A 17,874-nucleotide genomic window follows, 5' to 3' on the forward strand; every position below is an offset into this window, starting at 1 on the left:
GACCACTCGTCGGGCTTCTCGAGGGCGTGTATGCGCATCTCGGTCTGACCCGGTGGCGGATCCGTCGCCAAACGCGCTCGGGCGCCGGGGGCTGGCCGCGCCGGCGACAGCTCAGTGTCTTCCCAGCAAAGCGTTCCCAGACGGTAAGTCGCGGGCGGAGATAGGGCCCGCAGGTCAAGTGGAGCGATTGGACCCGCCAGCGTACCGTCGAAGAATGGCACAGAGTGGAATCGTCCCCAGAGTCCGCGCCGAGTATGACATTGCGCGGACGGTACTAGTCCACGAGCCAGGCCCCGAGATCTTCGGTGCTCTGCTATCGCCGACGGCATCCTCGTTTGAACGTAGTTACGACTCCGCTGCAGCGCGAAGTGAGCATCAAGAGTTCTGCAAGATGCTAGAGGATGCAGGTCTCAATGTTCTGCACCTGAGTGAACTTTTGAAAGGTCACGGTCGCCTCCTCGAAGAGGCTAAGGAATCTTTGACCTTCACCGAGGTTCCGCCCGTTGATGAGCTCCAAGCCACCCTTGAAGGGCTAGGCAACTCGGATCTCGTTCGTATATTGCTTGAACGGCCCACGCTGACGACTATGGGCTTTGAGCAAGGAGAATCGATTGTCGAGTTGAAGACGCGGGCGCTCCCCAACCTCTATTTCCTGCGAGACCAAGTCATTACAACCGATCGGGGCGTCGTCGTCGGCCGTTTTCGGCGCAAGGTCCGGGAAGATGAACAGACGGTCGTCAAGTTGGCGCTCGCAGTTCTCGGAGTAGAACCAGCCTACGAGCTAAAGCAACCAGGAGCCGTCCTGGAGGGAGGTGACTTTATACCAGTGGGCGACTGGGCCCTCATCGGTGTGGGACCCAGAACAAACGAATTGGCGGTAGCGGAACTCCTCACACTCCCAGGAGCCAAGAGTCTTGGTTATAAGCACCTCGCAGTAGTTAAAGACCCGATGGGTGCAATTGATGACCCGTCAGAGAAGGAGCAGCTCTGGCAGCAACAGGAGATGCATCTCGATACATACTTTATGGTGGTGCGCCACGACACATGTATCGTTGAAGCCAGCAGGTTGCGAGATGGTATCTATCTGGAGAGCGTCCCCGATGAGAAGTACGGCAGGGCTCCAGAGAATCGTCAACCAAGGGTCACCGTTTACCGCAAGAAAATAGATGACTCTTACGAGCTGGAGAGGCGCGACATCCCTTTCGGTGAATTTATCTCACGCGATCTGGGCATGATTGCCCTTCCTCTAACTCTCGAAGATCAGTTCGCTTACGGCTGTAATGTGCTATGCGTGGCCAACGGTCATGTGATCGGCTCCTATTCTGGGAAGCAAGGCCAGAAGCAGCGCGAGAAGTATGAAGAGATATTCGCAAACTTCGGAATCTCTTATCGGGCTGTGAACTTTACCAACATTCGAAATGGGTTTGGATCCAACCATTGCATGACCCAGGTGCTGGATCGGAGCTCCAATGAGTCCTAACGTCACATATGTGCGCCCGTTCTTCGATGCCGTTTATGCAGTTACGCCACGATTGAGAGGTAGAGTCGCCTACAGTGACCTGCAATGGGAGTGCGGCCAGGAGGTAATCACTTCTCGTGGCCGCGGAGTGGCTTGTCTAAGGCGCGACGTACTCTCGGACGACGGTTTCGCGGGCGAGTTCGCCGAGCTGGAGATCATGCTTAGGTCTGACTCTCCATCCTCCTACGATTTCTCATTCTCCTTCGACGAGTTCACGAAATCGGGACTCGATGCGCTCACTGAACTTCCCTTCCTAGGGTACGGCATCTGGTGTAAGCCCAGGGAAGTCGCAGAATTCCACCGCCCGGGCGCCGCAACGGACCACCTACGGATCCAACTTCAAGATAGGGTAGAAGTAGACATAGTGCGTGCCTTGCTCGGCGACACGTCCTCCTCCCCTGAGAAGACGTACGAAGTACTCAGAGGACTTAATGCATACGCCTTCGCTTCCTGGGGGAGTCTCCCTTTCAGTGAGCGATCCCCAAATCCGGCGACTCGCATCCCGCTTATCCGGCCGGTGGAATCTGCACTGGAATTCATGCGCGCTATAACCCTGAAACAGGCAAATGTGCCAGCGAGTGTTACAGCTGCAGCGGATCAACTCAGGAGTGGCGAAGTAATGGCAAAGATTAGCGCCATCCACACTCTCAACCGCATCGCCGAAGAGGCAGGGTCACGGGTTGCGGCCGTTGTCGACCTGCTCGGTGTCGCAGCTCGATCCCTGAGTTCTGGTGAGGCAGCGGCAGCGGTACGTTCTCCAGTGGCGCAAGCGATTGTCTCTGCTCTCAGCAACGTAACTGACGTAGTCAGTCCACCTCGTATTGACTTGAGTTCCGCCGATCTTCACGGGGTGGCTATATCACATGCCGATCTTGCGAATGCCAGCCTCAAGGACGCGCACCTTGAGCACTCAACTCTGAGTCAGGTGTCCCTGAGAGGGGCTGATCTTCGCGACACTGATCTGACCGGAGCGCATCTAATTGCGACCGATATTTCGAATGCAATTTATGACAGCTCGACAAGGTGGCCGGATAATTTCGACCCGAATGCGGCCGGTGCCAGGTTGGCCGAGTAAAGCAAACTGCCTAACCCTCCATGAGTGACGGCCGAACCCTGACCCGGAGCCTTATCCGTTGGAATTCAGAACGTGTTAACGGGTCGACTGGCATGAAGATCAAGCCATTCGTGATCGAGCATCGCGTGCACGACTGAGTCACGCCACTGTCCGGCCTTGTAGATGTGCTCGCGGATGGTGCCTTCTTTGATCATGCCTGCGGCTGTCATGGTCTTCGCTGAGGCCTCGTTGAGCGGGGAGCGGGCGCCCCAGATGCGGTGTAGGCCGAGGTCCTCGAACCCGAGACCGAGGAGTAGTCGCACGGTTTCCAGGCCGTAGCCAACGCCCCAGGCATCCGGGCGCAGCGCGAACCCCATGATGGCTGCGCGCTGCTGGTGGGGGTCTGTTGCGATCCTGCCGAACCCGATCAGGTCGTTCGCGGCTCGCTCGACTACGGCGAGCGCGTACTCGCCGCGCGGCTCTTCGGTTGCGGCACCGATAGAGCGGGCCACGATGTTGCCAACCTGTTCGAGGGTCCGCGGCTCGAACGACAGGTGCTCCGTCGCTTCCTGATTGCCGTAGATCGCGAAGACCCCGTCCACATCATCCATGGTGAGTTCGCGGAGGCCGAGACGCTGGCTGGAACGCTGGACCGGGTACATGGCAGGAACCCTACCGCTGTGTTCCGCCGGGGAGTGCTGGTCGTCGGGGCGGGTAAACCGCGAGCTCTTCTCGCAGGTCACGGGCCGTGAGAGCGGTGCGCGCGCCGCTCGTCGTCAGGGCTTGGCGGACGCGCAGGGCCGAGACGACGATGCCGTTGTTCCGGAAACTGGCAGGGAGGTCCAGCACGGGGCGGATGGCCTGCGCGGCTCCGTCGACGTCGCCGCTGTGGATGTGGATGAGGGCCAGGTTGCACTGCGCGCCGGCCAGATCGCCGAACGCCCAGTTGGGGTTCTCAGGGTTGCGGAAGCCTTGCACGGCCAGCTCCGCTTGGGCGGTGAGGTCCGCGTTGCCGTCGCCGAGGAGGGCCGAGGCTTCCACGGCGTAGTACCGCTGCTTCTCCAGAGAGTAGGTGAGGAGGCCGCCGAGTTGATCGAGCTCGTCGGGTATGACGTGCTCTCGTAGGTCGTCAGCCGTTCGGTTCGACGCCTGGACCGTCTCGTTGTCGCCGAGGACGGCTGCCGCGCGAGCCTGGAGGCCATGGAGCCACAGGCCGACCGTGCTTCTGAGGTCCGTGGCAAGGGCCGCGCCCTTCTGGGCGTAGAACAGGGCGTCGCCGGGCCGGTCCGCCCAGTATTCGATGAGGGACTGCAGTCCACTGACGAGGGCCATGAGTCCCGTGTGTTCGGCGTCCTTGGCGAATGCCGCAGCCAGGAGACTCATCGTCCGCGCCTGATCGCGGTCCTCCATGTCGTTGAAGCCCTTGGCCACGAGGAACGCCGTGATAGCGGCCATGAAGTTGAGGTCGCGGAGTTGAGACGGCCGGTGCTTACCGGTCTCCAGGTTGCAGATGATCTCGTCTTGCACGTCCAGGAGGGAGTCCCAGATCTCCGAGAGAGGTACCCGGGGGTAGTCGGTAACGAGCTGCGCCACCTGGTCGTGAAGCAAGGGGAGCGTGTTCTCTCCCAGCCTGTCCCGATCCGTGTGGAGAACGTACTGCCTCGCACGTCGAACGGCCATCTCGCCGCTCCTTTTCATGTCTCTCAGGTCCATGCCGGGTTTGGCATGTGCAGTGGACGACGTGCCAGCCAGCGGGGCGAAGTCCGGCGTGGTTCCCTCGGGGACCTCCGTCCACAGCGTGTCGATGCTGTAGTTGGTCATGGCGACGATCACCCTGCGGAAGTCGCCTTGAGGTTTCCGCTTCCCGTAGTACCAGGCCAAAAAGGTCGACTGGGCGGGCTCCAGGCCCTTCAGCCCCAGCCCCTCGGCCGCCTTGCTGAACGGGGGGAGGAAGTCCTTGCAGTCACGCAGTTCGCGCTCGTTGAGCCAATGCTGGAAGAACGTGACCACCTGGTGCCTCCCATCCGCTTCATTCAGCACGTCTCAAGCACGAAGGTAAGTGCTCCACCCCAACAACTTGCCCAGTACAGACGGTACTTAGCTAATCCGAGAAGGATCCGAGAAACAGGCGAGAAGCCAGGTCGCCGCTGTACCAAGATCCGAGAGGCAGACGGGGATGGATCCGCAAGGCCACGGCTGCAACGCTCGTACCAGCCCTCGCAGAGAGTGCCCGAGCGAGCACAATCGTGGAAACAGAGGTCCCCGTGAACGCGCAGATGGTGAGCGCCGCTCTCGCCTTTCCCCCAGCGGACGCACGCACAACCGAGGCTCAGTCCTTCAACGCCGAGCGAGAGCGTGGTCGGGCACGTGTTTCTGACGCGCAGCCGGCCCCTGTCCGTCCGCAGATCTGGACGCACAGTTGGGCCATGGAGTCTTGCGTCCCCAGGCTTGCTCGCCTGCACGCCCGTACCCGCCTGGGCATGATGGGCTGGTCGGGGACACAAGAGGCCGCCGTACGGGTCATCACGGAGATCGTCCAGAACGCTGTCCAGCACGTCGGCAGAGGCATGGTCACCTTGACCATGCACGTTGACGAGGACGACGTGCTGCTCCTTGACGTGACAGACCCGCGCCCCGGGCGCGATGGCCTCGACGAAGCCCTTGCCGGAAGCGACGGGACGGGGTTGTGGCTCGTGCGACAACTGGGCGGCGAGGTCGTCTGGTTCCCCGCAGAGTCCGGCAGCGGCAAGACCATCCGGGTCCGAATGCAGCCCGGCGAGCACAGCCCGACGTTCCCGACCGTCGAGGCCCCCTGAGCGGCCGCCGGGCCGCAGCCGCCTACCTCCCCAAGGTCTGTGCCCGACTGCCGCCCGGCGGTCTTCCAACCCCCACACGAGGCGTTGATGTCCCTCTTACGTGCTCAAGGCACGCCTGCTCTTCACCCTGCTCACCACCAGCTCCACAACGCGGGGTGCTCCGATGGTGAACACTGACATGCCCCTGACTCCTCATCCTGCGGGATACGACGAAGACTTGCGCCTGGCTCTGGAAGACCTCCTGCTCGACCGGTGGCTCTCCACCAAGGCTCTGCTCGCCCACACCCGCAGTTGGGCGCTGCGCACATCCCGCAGTCAGGTCCTGGCGGCTGGCGCCGCCAAAGGTGACGCCGTCACGGCCTGGTGCGCAGAGGAACCCGGAAACGCGAACGCCCTGATGATGCGGGCCCGCGTCATGACCCACCGGGTTCTAGCGGCTCACCGCAGCACGGCAGACCGTCACACCCTGCTCCCCAGGGTCAGCGCCGCTCGTGCGGCATGCGGGGACGCCGCACGCCGCTGGCCGGCTGACCCCGTTCCCTGGGTGTGCCTGTTGGCACTCGCTCAGTTGGACGTCGACCACAGGCAGTGGCACTCCGTTGACCACTGGGCGAATCCGCCGGAGGCCATGCTGCCGCGGGGACCGTGGCCGCTGCTGTGGCAGGTAGACCGGCGGGACTGGTCCAACAGGGAGGCGTATCACCGGATGCTCCAGTGCTTTCAGGCCCGCGGCAGCGGAGCCGTGGACTTCACGCGGTGGGTGGCCTCCCAGGCGAAGCCGGGAGCCGTACTGCTGAACCTGCCCTTGTACGCCTACGTCGAGGACTACCGGATGCGGACGGCAGGCGGACAGGTCGCGAGCACACTCGGGTTCTGGACCAACGACCAGGTCCGGCACTACGTCGAGCTGGCGAGAGACGGATGGTTCACCTACGTCACCGACATGAGCACCTGCTCCCTGCTGGATCTGAACCATCTGGCCTACACGCTGACCGCCTGTGGCCTGCCCGGCGCCGCAGAGGTGTTCACGGCGATCGGCCCCTTCGCCACCCCCGCGCCCTGGCAGCACGTCAGCGAAAGCCGGTGGTGGCAGGACGACTTCCTACAGGCGCGCAACTACGCGATGAAGCACGAGCGGCACGGCAGATGAGAAGTCGAGCACCCCCACCGCGAGGCGGTTCCCAGCACCACCCCATCCCTGTTTTCCTTTCGACCCAGAGGATTCTTTCGGTGTCTCCGAGAAGTGCCGCCCACCGGCTGGTCGACGACGATGCCGTCCTGACAGGGCTCGGCTACCAGACCGTACTGGCGCGCCGCATGGGCCCGTTCGGCAACTTCGCGATCTCCTTTTCCGTCATCAGCATCCTGTCCGGATGTATGACTCTCTACGGCTTCGGCCTGAACACCGGCGGACCGGCCGTGATCATGTGGGGCTGGGTCGGCGTCGGTCTGATGGTCCTGCTGCTCGGTATGTCGTTAGCCGAGGTCACCTCTGCCTACCCCACCTCGGGCGGCCTGTACTACATGGCGCACCGGCTCGGCGGGCCCCGCTGGGCCTGGGTGACCGGCTGGCTGAACCTGCTCGGGCTGCTCGGCGCCATCGCCGGCATCGACTACGGTGCCGCCACGTTCGTCGGCGCGTTCGCCAACCTCCAGTGGGGCTTCACGCCGACACCCGAGAAGACCATGATGATCTTCGCCGGGATCCTGCTGCTGCACGCCCTGCTGAACGTGGTTGGCGTCCGTCTGGTCAGCCTCTTGAACTCGGTCTCGGTGTGGTGGCACCTCGTCGGCGTCGCAGTCATCGTCGGCGTTCTGATCCTCGCTTCGGCCGATCACCAGAGCGCCAACTTCGTGTTCACCACGTTCAACAACGACACCGGCTTCAGCAACGGCCTGTACGTGACCGCGCTCGGGCTGCTGCTGGCGCAGTACACCTTCTGCGGCTACGACGCCTCCTCCCACCTGTCCGAGGAGACCACTCAGGCCCAGATATCGGCGCCGAGGGGGATCGTCCGCTCGATCTGGGTCTCGTGGATAGCCGGGTTCGTCCTGCTGGCCGGGCTCACGTTCTCCATCCAGGACTACGCGGGCACGCAGAGCAGTGCCACCGGCGTGCCGCCTGCACAGATCTTCCTTGACGTCGTTGGCCTTTCCGGTGCCAAGGCCCTGCTGCTGATCGTGATCGTGGCCCAACTGTTCTGCGGCAACGCAGAGACCGCCGCTGCCTCCCGCATGGTGTTCGCGTTCTCCCGCGACGGCGCGGTTCCGTTCGCCGCCACCTGGCGCCGCGTCAGCACCCGCACCAAGACACCGGTTGCCGCCGTGTGGCTGTCGGTAGGAGTCGCGCTCGTCCTGGCGGCACCGTCGCTGTACTCGCCGACCGCGTACGCCGCAGTCACGGCCATCAACGTCATCGGCATCACCCCCGCCTACGCCATCCCCGTCTACCTGCGGCTGCGCGCGGGGGACCACTTCAAGCCCGGACCGTGGAACCTTGGCCGGTGGAGCAAGCCCATCGGCTGGACGGCCGTCGCCTGGGTCGGGTTCGTAACCGTCCTGTTCTGCCTGCCGCAGGTTTCCCCGATCACCACCTCATCGTTCAACTACGCGGGTGTCGCCCTGATCGCCGTGCTCACGCTGGCCTGGATCCTGTGGACCACTCAGGGCCGCCGCAACTACCGCATCCCCGCCCTGGGCAACACCGCCACGCACGCCTCTCTGGCGGAGGACGTGGTCTGATGAGCAGCCAGCACACTGACCCGAACTACGAGATGTCCCAGCTCGCCGGTCACATCTCCGCCGAGGACTTCCGGACCGCGGTGGATCGTGAGGACGTCACCACCGTCATGGTTTGCGTCCCCGACATGATGGGGCGTCTCAAAGGCAAGCGCCTCAGCGCCCGGGTGTTTCTCGACCGGATCGCCGACGGGCTCAACGTGTCGGAAGCCTGCGCTTACATTCTGGCCACCAACGTGGGCATGGACCCTCTTGGCGGCTTCGACCTCACGGGCTGGGACAAAGGCTTTCAGGACCTCGGCATGGTCGCCGACCTAGACACGCTGCGTGTCCTGCCCTACATGCCCGGCCTGGCGCTGGTTCACTGCGAGGCCGTCCAACCTGACGGGACGCCCCTGGAGATCGCTCCGCGCCGCATGCTCCGCACTCAGCTCGATCGGCTGGGGGAGCTCGGCTTCGAGGCGCGCGTGGGTCTGGAGAGTGAGTTCGTTCTCTGCAACGGCCTTCAGCCCATGGTGCAGCACAACCTCGACTACGCCCTCGACCATCCGCCGGCGCTGAGCGACTTCTTCCGGTACCTGGAAGACGCTCTGCCCGAGGCCGGCGTACCGATCGAGGCGACCAAGACAGAGGGCGCTCCCGGCCAGGTGGAGATCACGTTCCCCTATGGCCCGGCGCTTCGAGCCTGCGACGCCTACACCGTCTACAAGCAGACCGTGCAGCACCTGGCCAGACGCCAGGCTCTGTCGGCCACGTTCATGAGCGCACCGTTCACCGGCGTGGGCAGCGGGCTGCACCTGCACCTGTCCCTCTGGAAGGACGGCGCCCCAGCCTTCGACGCGGTCCCCGGCGAGGAGCTGCCCGAGACGATGCGCCACAGCATCGCCGGACTGCTCTCCGGAATGCCGCACCTCGCCCCGCTGTATGCGCCCAACCCCAACTCCTACAAGCGGTACGCGACGGCGCACTCCTTCGCACCCCAGTACATGAACTGGGGCCACGACAACCGTGGGTGCGCCGTCCGGGTCACCGGTCACGGCGAGGGCACCCACCTGGAGATCCGCCTACCTGGCGCCGACGCCAACCCCTACCTCGCGCTGGCTGCCTGACGGCGGCCATGACAAGCTCCCCATAGGCGGTCATTTACCGCCCCACTGATGGCCACGGGATTCCCCACGTACGGCCAGATATCTCCCCGCTCGCATTGGACGCATCCCGCTCAGCGAGGCTCGGGCGGGTGAAGAACAGCAGGGAGATCATGGAGATCCTTGAGGCGTACGACCTCACGGGCAGTTACCGCGCTGCGGCCGAACTGACCGGCGTCGACCACCACACGGTGGCCCGCTATGTGAAGATGCGGGCCGCCGGCCAGCACCCGGACCAGCGCCGTCACCGGGCCCGCGCGATCGACGACTATCTGCCGAAGATCGAGGAACTGGTGGTCCGCTCGCACGGCAAGATCCGCGCGGACGTGGTGCACAAGAGGATCGTCGCGATGGGCTTCACCGGCGGGGAACGCACCACCCGCCGCACCGTTGCCGAGGCGAAAGCCCAGTTCAGGGCTGGTCGGCGGCGGGTCTATCGACCGTGGGTGACCGAGCCGGGGCTGTGGATTCAGTACGACTTCGGCGACGGACCGACCATCGCCGGCCGCAAGACCATTTTGTGGTGCGCCTGGCTGGCCTGGTCCCGCTTCCGCATCGTGATCCCGATCTGGGACAAGACGCTGCCGACGGTCACCTCGTGTCTGGACGCGACGTTCCGCCGGATCGGCGGGGTGCCGGCCCTACGTCCTGACGGACAACGAGAAGACGGTCACCACCGACCACGTTGCCGGGATCGCCGTCCGCAACCCGGAGATCGTCGAGGTCGCCCGGCACTACGGCACGACCATACGCACCTGCCTGCCCGCGGACCCAGAGACGAAGGGCGGTTCCGAGGCGACGGTCCGGATCGCGAAGGCCGACCTGGTGCCGAAGGACGTCAACCTGCGCGACCACTACAAGACCTTCGGCGAGCTGGAGGCGGCCTGCCGCGCGTTCTGCGACGAGGTCAACTCCCGCACCCACCGGGCGACTCGGCGCAAGCCCATCGAGCGGCTCGCCGAGGAACGACAGCGGCTGCACCCACTGCCGAGGAGGCCGTTCACCGCCGCGTTCGGCACCACCCGGCGGGTGAACTGGGAGTCCACTATCTCGGTCGAAGGGGTCCGCTACTCGGTTCCGCACGAACTGATCGACAACCGGGTCTGGGCCCGGTTCCACGGCGACGAGCTGATCGTCACCGCGGTCGGCGAGGACGGCTCGGCCCTCGAGGCCGCCCGCCACCGCCGCGGGCAGCCGGGCACCCCGGTCCTGGACGACGCCCACTACCCGCCGCGGGAGAACAAGGACAACGACCGCACCCCGAAGGCCACTTCGGCTGAGGAGGCTGCCTTCCTCCAGCTCGGTCCCGGGGCCGCGTCCTGGCTGGTTGAAGCCGGGGCCAGCGGGGTCCGCCGCATCAAGGCGAAGATGGCCGAGGCCGTCGCCCTGTCCAAGCTCTACTCGGTGGCCGAGGTCGACCGAGCCCTGGGCACCGCCGCGGTCACCGGCCGGTTCGCGGACAAGGACCTGCTGTCCATCGTCGACTACCAGGCCACCCGCGAGCACACCGAACCCGTCCGCCGCAGCGAGGAACACTCCCTGCAGCCTGGCACCTCCGCCTGGTCCTCTTTCGGCCTGCCCGCCCAGCCCGCCTCCGACGTCTCCGAGCACGACGAAAGCGATCCCGCCTGATGGCCACCCCACTTCGCACCGTTCCCGGCACCAACGGCGACCCGCTCGCCGAGGCCATCGAGCTGACCCGGCGGCTCAAACTCCCGCACCTGCGTCGGGTATTGGCCGACCTGATCCCCACCGCCAAGGCCCAACGCTGGGACCCGGCCGAGGTCGTCCGCGTCCTGCTGGCCGAGGAGGCCGCCGGCCGCGACCGGGCCAACCTCCACACCCGCCGCAAGCGGGCCGGCTTCCCCACCGGCAAGACCTTCGGCGACTGGGACGAGACCAAGTCCGCCATCCCCCGCCCCACCCAGGACGCCCTCAAGTCCCTGGAATGGATCGGCCGGCGGGAGAACTTCTGCATCTGCGGGCCCTCCGGCACCGGCAAGAGCCACTTCACCGAGGCCCTCGGCCAGACCGCCATCGAGGCCGGGCTGACCGTCTCCTGGTTCACCATCGAGGACCTCGGAGCCCTGGTCCGTCGGCACCGCGCGGACGACTCGATCGCCCGAGCCCTCGCGAAGATCATCCGCTCGGACCTGATCATCGTCGACGACATCGGCCTCCTGCCGGTCTCGCCGGACGCTGCCGAAGGCTTCTACCGCCTGGTCGATGCCGCCTACGAACGCCGGTCGGTCGCCGTCAGCAGCAACCTTCACCCCTCCGGATTCGACGAGATCATGCCCAAGACCCTGGCCACCGCGACGGTCGACCGGCTCATGCACCACGCTCACATCGTCGTCACTCAGGGTGACAGTTACCGGCTCACCCAGGCCACCAGCGGACAGGGGGTGAAGCCCTTCAGCTGACCCGACCGACCCGAGGGCGGGGAATTATCTGGCCGCCACCGGGGACATCTCGATGGCCGCCAGCGGGGCGAACTTCTGGCCGCCTACGGGGAGAACGAAATGGCCGTTGACAGCTGCCTCGATCGCTGCGATCGTGCACGGCCTGACCGAGAAGCTGAACCCGCCCGCACCCTGCCGGGGCGACGCCTACGCAGACCGGCAGGCGGTGCCTGTTCTACGTGACCTCGCCGAGGCGCTGGCGTACTTCGGCGGCAGCAACTTCGCGACGAGCGCGCTCGGAGCCGAGGTAGTGCGGCACTACGCCATCGCAGCCGAGGCCGAGATCGCCGAACACCGCAGACAAGTCACCGACGTCGAGCGGGAACGGTGGTTCGACCGTGCGTGAGTGACCGGCGCGTAACCGCCCCCAGCGACGGCGTCCTCGTTAGCGTCCTCGCTGACCACCGGGCCCATCTGTGCCATCGCCAGCAACACCCCTCAACAGAAATAGGTAAACGGATGCCTGTTATCGATGACTCGACCGATCGCGATCCCGGCGCGTGGCGTGCGGACATGGTCCGCGCCCTTCGTGACCAGGACGCGATCACGTCCGCCCCGGTTGCTGCGGCCTTCGCCGCCGTGCCCCGGCACCGGTTCGCGCCGGAGGCGTCCCTGGAGGTCGTTTACGATCTCCACCGGATTGTGCCGGTCAAGAAGGACGAAAGCGGCCTGAACGTCAGCGTCATGTCCGCTGCCCACCTTCAGGGTGTGATGCTGGAGCAGGCCGACATCGCGCCCGGGATGAAGGTCCTGGAGATCGGCTCGGGGGGCGTCAATGCCGCCTACCTCCAGGAACTCGTGGGCAGCGACGGTGAGGTCACCACGGTCGACATCGACCGCGACATCGTGGACCGTGCCCGCCTGTGCCTGGACGAGGCCGGATACTGGCAGGTGAAGACGGTGCTCGCCGATGGCGAGAGGGGTGTCCCCGACGGAGCGCCCTACGACCGGATCATCGTCACCGCGGCGGCGTGGGACATCCCCCCGTCGTGGATCGACGGGCTCACGGAGAAGGGCAGGCTCGTCGTTCCGCTGACGGTGTGCGGCACGACCCGCTCGATCGCCTTCGACCGTGACGGTGCGGGCCTGCTCAGCCGCTCCTACCGTCTGGCGCACTTCGTGCCGATGCAGGGCGAGGGCGCCGCCGAGGAACGCAAGGTGTTGCTGCGGGAGGGCGTCGTCGTGCAGACCGATGACGTGCGGGTGCCCCTCAACGCGCAGGCGCTGAACCATGCCCTGGACACCCCCCAGCTGGTGCGCTGGTCGGGTGCGGCATGGGACCTGCCAGACGAGCTGGACCTGTACCTCACGCTCAACCTGCCGCGTGCGGTGCGGCTGCACGCGGCCAAGGACGTGGTCGAGCGAGGGCTGGTGACACCGGCGGTCCAGTTCGGGGTGCCCGCCCTGGTCAGCGAGGACAGCATCGCCTACCGCACCCGCCGCGACAACGAGGCCACCGGCGGCTTCGAGAGCGGCGTCATTGCCCACGGTCCGCAGGCCGAAGCCCTCGCCGACCAGTACGCGGAGCTGCTGCGCCGCTGGGCCGAACACCACCGTCGGCGGGGAGCTGCGACGTTCCGGTACCTGCCGGGCCCCGCTCCGTCGCCTCTGCCGCAGGACGCCGTACTGCGGCGGCACGGGATCGTCACCGCGTCCTGGACCTGAGACTCCGGGGCCCAGCGAGGGCTCCGGGACCTTTGCACCATCCCCCATTACCTCAAGGAGACACACATGACCGTTCAACTGGAGCGACCGGCCATATCCACGCAACCGGTCGCCGAAGCGAAGGAGTTCGCTGACTTCGCCCTGGACATCTCCATCGTCGAGGGCGGTCCCTCCGCGGACCAGCTCATCAGGATGACGGACGACGGCTGCAACTCCACGTGCGCGACCGCGTGCACGAGCTGCCCGGCGTAACACCGACCGCGTCCACCGCGGTGCCCGGCCGCACCATGAGCGCGGCCGGGCACCGCGCAGTCCCAGGAGGGGCGTATGTATCGCCACGTTGATGCGGCACTGGTCCGGGCATCTGCATGGCATCCCGACCGCCCGACGGTATGGCCGGACCTTACCGGCGCGTTCGCGGACCCGACGTCCTGGCAGGCATGGCTCCAACGAACCTGGAACGACACCGACTTCGCGGCCGCCGTCAGGGCAGCCAGCCCCGACCTTGCGACCCGGGTGGAGCAGATCTGCGCGGGCCAGCTGGTCCCGGTCCCTGCCGTGCGGCGCACGGTTGTCGCCGTGCTGCGCTATCTGCTGCGTGCTCGCACTCGGGCAACTCCGTTCGGCCTGTTCGCCGGCATTGCGGCCGTACGAATAGGTACGGTGCCCGCGCTCCGCGTCGGCACCGATCACCGCGCCACCGCCAGAGCAGAGGCGGCACACAGTACGGCCCTCATCGACTACTTCGAGCAGCACCCGGCGCTGCGGCCCCGCCTGATGCTGCTCGCCTCCAGCCTCCTCGTCGAACGCGACGGGTACGTGGTGATCGAGCACCGCCCGAGCGGAACCCTCGATCGACGTCCAGACCACGTGCAGGTCCGCTTGACCGCACCGGTCCGCGAGGCCCTGGGCGGGGCACAGACTCCGGTCTTGTGGAGCGACCTCGCTGTGAAGCTGTCGACCAGCTTCCCGAGCGCGCCGCCCTCCGTGATCGACCGCCTTATCGCAGACCTGGTCAGGCAACGGGTCCTGCTCACGAGTCTCCGCCCGGCGATGACGGTCGCCGACCCGCTCACCGCTCTCGTCGAACAGGCAGCCCACCTCCCGCCCACGGAGGCAGCAGAGATCCGGTCCACCCCCAGGTCCGCGCGCGACCTGCGGGTGGACTGGGACCTGACCGTACCTACGGCCGTCGTGCAGGAGGCGGCAGCGGCAGCGAAGGCGCTCATCCGCCTCGCACCACAAGCGTCCTTGACCGGTTGGGCCGAGTGGCATCGCCGCTTCCTGGACCGGTACGGGCCGCGGGCGGCCGTCCCTGTCCTGGACGCGATCGACGTACTCGGCTATCCGCCCGGGTTCCTCGGTGCCACCACCGCGCCGACGGCTTCCCCGCTGCCCGACCGTGTCGGCCGCCTCATCAAACTCGCGCACACCGCCGGCATGCAGCGCCGCCTTGAAATCCAGCTCGACGATGCGGCGATCGAGGACCTGTCCACCGTCGATCCGGGCCGTCCCGTCCAGCCGAGCGCGGAGCTGACCGTCCGTATTGATGCCGAGAGCGTCGCCGATCTCCACCAGGGGGAGTTCACCCTGCACGTGGTCGGGGTGGCGCGCTCGGCCGGAGCGACCACCGGACGCTTTCTGCATCTGCTCGACGACGAAGACCGCCGCCGCATGACCGAGACCTACGGCGCTTTACCCCCAGTGCATCAAGGCGCGCTCAGCGCGCAGATCAGCTCCACCCCTCTGTCGGCGCCAACCGAGAATGTCGCCCGCGCCCCGCAGGCGACCGAGTGGGTGATCTCGCTCGGCGACTACCACAGCCCGGACACCCGCCTCGTTCCCGTCACAGACCTCGCGGTCACCGCCGATGCCGAACAGCTGCACCTTGTCTCGCTGTCCCACCGCCGTCCCGTCCACACGCTGCTGCTCAACGCCGTGGACCTGGGCCACCACTCCCACCCGCTGTGCCGGTTCCTGACGGAGGCGCCCGCTGCGTTGGCCGTCCCGTGCACCGGATTCAGGTGGGGGACGGCCGCGTCCAGCCTGCCGTTCCTGCCCGCGTTGCGCTACGGCCGGACGATCCTGTCCCCGGCCCGCTGGCTCCTGACGCGAGAGGACCTGCCTCCCGCATCCGCACCATGGCCGCAGTGGGACGAGGCCCTGACCCGATGGCGCCGCGAGGTCCACCTGCCTGAGCGGGTGTACCTGAGCGAGGACGACCAGCGCATGGCCCTGGACCTGGCGGAGCCGTCCCACCGGGCCCTGCTGCGCGTCCACCTGGACCGCGACGGCACTGTGACGCTGTGCCCGGCACCACGTGCGAAGGACCTGGGCTGGACCGGAGGCCGTGCCCACGAAGTCGTCATCCCCCTGAGCACCGAGCAGAACATCATCCCCGTCCGCGTGGCGGGCTGCGCGGTCAATCGAGAGCACGGTCACCTGCCCGGATGCGAGAACCGCATCTCCCTTCACCTCCACGGCCATCGCGACCGGCAGAACCCCATCCTGACCCGGCACCTGGCGGCCCTGCTGGACGAACTGGGCGATCCTCCATGGTGGTTTATCCGCTATCGCGACCCTGACGACCACCTTCGCCTCCGCCTGACCTACCAGCCCGGGACCCTCGGCGCCGCCTTCGAGTCGATCGGCGAGTGGACGCGCCGCCTGCGGCAAGGCGGTCTGATCACGCACGCCGGTGTGGAGACCTACCACCCGGAGACCGCCCGATTCGGCGGCCCCACCGCCCTCGACGCGGCCGAACGGTACTTCGCCGCCGACTCCGCCGCCGCCGTAGCCCAGCTCGCTGCCCAGACCGGAACGGAGGTCCCCGACCTTCACGCGGTGACCGCCGCGAGCATGGTGGACATCGCCGTGGGCGTGCTCGGCGACAGCACCGCGGCGATGCATTGGCTGATCGAGCACACGCGCACCGAGCCGGACGCCCCGCCCCGCACCGTCTACCGCCAAGCCGTCGACTTGGTGAACATGCCCTCGGCCGGCCTGAGCGAGCACGTCACCGCTGCCTGGTCAGCGCGGCGTGGGGCACTTGCCGACTACCGCCGCGCGCTCACGGACACGGCCTTCCGTCCGGACGAACTGCTGCCGGACCTGCTGCACCTCCACCACGTCCGGATGCGCGGGCCGGGACTGCCCGAGGAACGCACCCACCTTCACCTGGCCAGAGCCGCTGCCCTCAGCTGGACTGCCCGCGCAAGGAGTACACCGTGATCACCACCGCTCCCGCTCTCACTGCACTGGAAACCGTCGACCGTCTGGCCGCCGCGCTGGCCGACCCGACCACCACGTGGCCCGGCGGACGTCCCTACGGTGGCCGGTCCTGGCCCCAGTCGCTGGCCGGAGGAGCCTCGGGCATCGCCCTGTTGCACATCGAGCGCGCCCGGACCGGGCACGGAGACTGGTCCACCGCACACGCCTGGTTGACGGCGGCCGTGCACGGTGAAGTCAGCGCCGCAGCCAACGCGAATCTGTATTTCGGCGCTCCCGCCCTCGCGTACGTGATGCATCGGGCGGTCAGCACATCGAGCGGCTACCTGCCAGTCCTTGCCCGTCTGGACACCGCCACTCTCACCCTCACCCGCAACCGGCTGGCCGCCGCCCACCAGCGCATCACCCGTGCCGAGCGCCCCCTCATGGAAGAGTTCGACCTGATCCGCGGCCTGTCCGGCCTGGGCGCCTATCACCTCAGCCGCCACCCGCACCACGCAATCACCTCGGACGTCATCGCCTACCTGGTACGCCTGACCGAGCACATCCCCGACCCGGCCGGGCTGCCGCCGTGGTGGACAGACGTCGCCCCCAGCGGGGTCCTTCACCCCGACTACCCCGGCGGGCACGGCAACATCGGGCTCGCCCACGGCATCGGCTCCACCCTCGCCGTCCTCTCGCAGGCCCTGCTCGGCGGACTGACCGTGCCGGGCACGGTCGACGCGATCGCGACGATCTGCTCCTGGACGGACCAGTGGCGGCAAGGCGACGAGGCCGCGCCTTGGTGGCCGGGACACCTCTCGATCCAGCAGGTGACCGACGACCAGGTCCATTCCTCGCTTCGGCCCCGGCCGTCCTGGTGCTACGGCGTCAGCGGCACCGCCCGTGCCCAGCAACTGGCCGGACTCGCCCTCGGAGACGCGGCACGCGTCGCGATGGCCGAGAACGCCATTCTTGCCGCCCTGCAAGACCCCCTCCAACTGGACACGCTCCCCGAGACCGGGCTGTGCCACGGCATGGCGGGACTCCTGCACGCGGCATGGCGGATGGCCACCGAGACGGACAACCCCGAGATCAGCGCCGAGCTGCCGCGGCTGACCGACCGCCTGATCACCGCGCTCAGCCAGAGCGACCCCAACCCGGAACTCCTCGATGGAACAGCCGGAGCAGCACTCGCTCTGCACACCGTGGGCACGGGCCGTGCGCCCGCCCCGCACTGGGACACCTTCCTCGCTCTGGCGTGATA

General features: G+C 66.7%; 14 protein-coding genes and 1 pseudogene. 13 read left to right on the plus strand and 2 right to left on the minus strand.

The window, feature by feature from the left end; translation table 11 throughout:
- The first annotated feature begins 214 nt into the window (after nucleotides 1-214).
- Together PYR72_RS32380 and PYR72_RS32385 are read left to right on the plus strand one after the other, a co-directional pair.
- Nucleotides 215-1,480 carry an arginine deiminase family protein gene (locus PYR72_RS32380; RefSeq protein ID WP_275458558.1) on the plus strand — a complete coding sequence of 422 codons (1,266 nt, stop codon included), beginning with the start codon at nucleotides 215-217 and terminating at the stop codon, nucleotides 1,478-1,480.
- Between the two features lie 658 nt (nucleotides 1,481-2,138).
- Nucleotides 2,139-2,594 carry a pentapeptide repeat-containing protein gene (locus tag PYR72_RS32385; RefSeq protein WP_275458559.1) on the plus strand — a complete coding sequence of 152 codons (456 nt, stop codon included), beginning with the start codon at nucleotides 2,139-2,141 and terminating at the stop codon, nucleotides 2,592-2,594.
- A 65-nt stretch (nucleotides 2,595-2,659) separates the two neighbouring features.
- Here the strand turns inward: PYR72_RS32385 and PYR72_RS32390 are convergent, their stop codons facing one another.
- Complete coding sequence (locus tag PYR72_RS32390) at nucleotides 2,660-3,235, minus strand: GNAT family protein (RefSeq protein WP_275458560.1); 576 nt, start codon at nucleotides 3,233-3,235, stop codon at nucleotides 2,660-2,662.
- Nucleotides 3,236-3,245: 10 nt separating this feature from the next.
- Nucleotides 3,246-4,583: a hypothetical protein gene (locus PYR72_RS32395; protein WP_275458561.1), complete on the minus strand. Its 1,338-nt coding sequence runs from the start codon at nucleotides 4,581-4,583 to the stop codon at nucleotides 3,246-3,248.
- Nucleotides 4,584-4,999: 416 nt separating this feature from the next.
- Here PYR72_RS32395 and PYR72_RS32400 point away from each other — a divergent pair, with 416 nt between their 5' ends.
- The 11 genes and pseudogenes from PYR72_RS32400 to PYR72_RS32450 all read left to right on the plus strand — a co-directional run bounded on the left by PYR72_RS32400 (nucleotide 5,000) and on the right by PYR72_RS32450 (nucleotide 17,872).
- A complete protein-coding gene (locus tag PYR72_RS32400) occupies nucleotides 5,000-5,389 on the plus strand; it encodes an ATP-binding protein (protein ID WP_275458562.1) in 390 nt (129 codons plus the stop codon).
- A gap of 217 nt (nucleotides 5,390-5,606) precedes the next feature.
- On the plus strand, nucleotides 5,607-6,539 hold the full coding sequence (locus PYR72_RS32405; protein ID WP_275458563.1) for a hypothetical protein: 933 nt from the start codon (nucleotides 5,607-5,609) through the stop codon (nucleotides 6,537-6,539).
- A gap of 80 nt (nucleotides 6,540-6,619) precedes the next feature.
- Nucleotides 6,620-8,131 carry an amino acid permease gene (locus tag PYR72_RS32410; RefSeq protein WP_275458564.1) on the plus strand — a complete coding sequence of 504 codons (1,512 nt, stop codon included), beginning with the start codon at nucleotides 6,620-6,622 and terminating at the stop codon, nucleotides 8,129-8,131.
- Complete coding sequence (locus PYR72_RS32415; RefSeq protein ID WP_275458565.1) at nucleotides 8,131-9,237, plus strand: glutamine synthetase family protein; 1,107 nt, start codon at nucleotides 8,131-8,133, stop codon at nucleotides 9,235-9,237. Before PYR72_RS32410 ends, PYR72_RS32415 begins: the two co-directional genes overlap by 1 nt.
- Before the next feature lie 128 nt (nucleotides 9,238-9,365).
- Nucleotides 9,366-10,905 (plus strand): annotated as a pseudogene (istA, locus tag PYR72_RS32420) (IS21 family transposase).
- A complete protein-coding gene (gene istB / locus PYR72_RS32425; RefSeq protein WP_137311230.1) occupies nucleotides 10,905-11,696 on the plus strand; it encodes an IS21-like element helper ATPase IstB in 792 nt (263 codons plus the stop codon). The pseudogene istA and the gene istB overlap by 1 nt, the downstream one beginning before the upstream one ends.
- Nucleotides 11,697-11,802: 106 nt before the next feature.
- A complete protein-coding gene (locus tag PYR72_RS32430; RefSeq protein ID WP_275458566.1) occupies nucleotides 11,803-12,081 on the plus strand; it encodes a hypothetical protein in 279 nt (92 codons plus the stop codon).
- 113 nt (nucleotides 12,082-12,194) lie between these two features.
- Nucleotides 12,195-13,400 (plus strand): methyltransferase, FxLD system, encoded by a 1,206-nt coding sequence (gene fxlM / locus PYR72_RS32435; protein WP_275458567.1) that lies wholly within the window; start codon nucleotides 12,195-12,197, stop codon nucleotides 13,398-13,400.
- A 66-nt stretch (nucleotides 13,401-13,466) separates the two neighbouring features.
- Nucleotides 13,467-13,652 (plus strand): FxLD family lanthipeptide, encoded by a 186-nt coding sequence (locus PYR72_RS32440; protein WP_275458568.1) that lies wholly within the window; start codon nucleotides 13,467-13,469, stop codon nucleotides 13,650-13,652.
- 75 nt (nucleotides 13,653-13,727) lie between these two features.
- Nucleotides 13,728-16,631 (plus strand): lantibiotic dehydratase, encoded by a 2,904-nt coding sequence (locus tag PYR72_RS32445; protein ID WP_275458569.1) that lies wholly within the window; start codon nucleotides 13,728-13,730, stop codon nucleotides 16,629-16,631.
- Nucleotides 16,628-17,872, plus strand: a complete 1,245-nt coding sequence (locus PYR72_RS32450) for a lanthionine synthetase C family protein (protein WP_275458570.1) — start codon at nucleotides 16,628-16,630, stop codon at nucleotides 17,870-17,872. The genes PYR72_RS32445 and PYR72_RS32450 overlap by 4 nt, the downstream gene beginning before the upstream one ends.
- The last annotated feature ends 2 nt before the right edge of the window (nucleotides 17,873-17,874 follow it).

The organism is Streptomyces sp. VNUA24, assembly GCF_029167005.1.
Classification (GTDB): Bacteria; Actinomycetota; Actinomycetes; order Streptomycetales; family Streptomycetaceae; genus Streptomyces; species Streptomyces scabiei.